This window comes from Pseudoalteromonas sp. S16_S37 (genome assembly GCF_014694405.1).
Taxonomy (GTDB): domain Bacteria; phylum Pseudomonadota; class Gammaproteobacteria; order Enterobacterales; family Alteromonadaceae; genus Pseudoalteromonas.
In genome coordinates this window covers 1-1,963 of record NZ_JAAUWV010000128.1, presented here as the reverse complement: position 1 = coordinate 1,963, position 1,963 = coordinate 1, and the positions used below count along the sequence as shown (strand labels likewise).

Here is a 1,963-nt window from a genome sequence, read left to right as displayed (position 1 = left end):
CTGTTGAGTAGTAACAAGTCTTACTGCACGTTCACGAAATTCTGGTGTATAGCGATTTGATTTTTTCATAGTTCCAGTTTCTCAAGTTATTGAGTCTCTGGCAAACTCGGGGCGATTCAGATATTTTGAAAAACAACCTGCTCAGATACCACTTTTCCCTGCCATACCTGCTCCAAAATATCATCTTTACTAAGCACTTTATGTGGCTGCGCAATGAATAAAGCAAGCAGATTGGTTTGGGTACTGTTGAGCGGTACTATTTCCCCAGCCTTAAACAAGATAGTTTGTGATTCATCAAACTCATACTCTAAAAACTGGATCATGTTATAAAAAACCTTTGTACATAATTGTAATTAACATGGCAGTAATACTCGCAAACAGCCCAAAACTACCTAAGACTACAGTAATCAGGGCTGAATTCAATCATGAGTTTGGCTAACGTGGTGTTAGTCGCCAGTTCTATAGCTTTTTCACATCAATCCAATTTAGGGATAGCCTCGTTCTTTCACCGATTGGCTGCACAGAAAGCGTATGCTGACCTTTTGGTAAAGTTACGAGTACTTTATTGGGGGTCTGCCAACCACTTTCGCCACTTGTTGAGATCTCTTTGAGTAATTTCTCATTCAAGTACAAACCAAAGGAGAGCGCGCTGCCATCGTGAAAAACTCTTGGCTGCAGGGTGTATTTACCCGCTTTACTCACCGAAATACGATAATCTGCTCGGGTATTGCGCACGTTTACATAAATAGAGTCTTGTTTAGGCTCAAAAACAGAACTGCAGAACTGTGGACAGTCACTTTTTCACCCTGACTGAACGCCTCGCCCTCAATACGAGCTGGTAAAACGTGAACATGTTGCACATTAGAATCAACGGTGTTTGAAACTAAGCCTTCGCGCTCTCCAAACTGAGCAAAGACTTTATACCTCGCTTTGTTTTTAACTGGGTTCAGGTCAATATATTGGTTTGAGCTGATCCCTTGCGCTATGACTTGCTCGCTATTGGTTAAAAGATCTTGGCGAAGCACTTTGTACGTTACCCCAAGGTTTGCGGTATTTTTTTGCCAATTTAAAACAACTTCCGTGCCTTTATCGTTAATGGTGAGCGCTTTCACTTGGTGCGGATAATCAGCTATTTGCGCATGGACTATTTTTACTTGTTGTTGGGCTTTGCTCAGCCCTGTAACAAACTCTACACTGCCTGATTGTGCAGGTTGTTCTTTGCCTTGAGTATCTATCACTAAACGAAAACCTTCTATTGCGGCAAGGAAATCAACCGGCATTTCTACACGTTTATCAAGATCTGGTACTTCCCAATGCCAGCTGCTGCCCTTTGCTATGCGAGACGGGAACTTAGCGGACCGGAACTTAGCGGACAGCCACTTTAAAAATAGCCCTTTAAAAATAACTTTCAATTACTTCTCAATGATAAAACAACTAACTTTGTTGCTAGATATTATCAAAGTCATGCCTAACATGGGTAAGTGATTGCTGAAACTGCCCGCTTTTTACTCAATTTCTCATCCTTTAAGCGCACGTATCCCTGCCATTTCGAATGGCATAAAAGTAAATAAATGAAATCAGGTTTTTGTCAGCTTAATAACATTGTGCAATTTGAGATGCTGGGTCTTCGCTTATGCTGTTGTCGCTCGCAATACAAATCCATTGCATGCTCTTTGCCTACCGCACCATGAAACACCTTTTCAAACTGAGTAGTGAGTTTTAGCCAGTTGTCTGCCTTGATATTCAATCGCTCAAGGATAGGGGCTTGGTGTTGCTCTATGTAGCCCCGTTTGTCGGTCCGAATACATTTGCCTGTCAGTTCAACTAATTCCAGATAGCTTTTTAGTTCAAATGGTAGCCCTTTGGGCATGTGTTTTCGTGGACTACCTGCAAAGCGTGCGAGTTGTTTTGGCTGCTTACCTTCTGTGGCATGTGCACAGCGTATTTTAATACTGGTGTGGGC

The 1,963-nt window shown here is 42.1% G+C and carries 3 protein-coding genes and 1 pseudogene; all 4 read right to left on the bottom strand.

The features are described 5' to 3' along the window. Window positions 1-116: 116 nt before the first annotated feature. On the bottom strand, window positions 117-323 hold the full coding sequence (locus HC733_RS22075; RefSeq protein ID WP_190367129.1) for a winged helix-turn-helix domain-containing protein: 207 nt from the start codon (window positions 321-323) through the stop codon (window positions 117-119). Between the two features lie 136 nt (window positions 324-459). Continuing rightward, on the bottom strand, window positions 460-735 hold the full coding sequence (locus HC733_RS22070; RefSeq protein ID WP_190367128.1) for a hypothetical protein: 276 nt from the start codon (window positions 733-735) through the stop codon (window positions 460-462). 2 nt (window positions 736-737) lie between these two features. Further along, window positions 738-1,412 (bottom strand): hypothetical protein, encoded by a 675-nt coding sequence (locus tag HC733_RS22065; RefSeq protein ID WP_190367127.1) that lies wholly within the window; start codon window positions 1,410-1,412, stop codon window positions 738-740. A 176-nt stretch (window positions 1,413-1,588) separates the two neighbouring features. After that, window positions 1,589-1,963: pseudogene (locus tag HC733_RS22060) on the bottom strand (transposase); the annotation flags it as partial.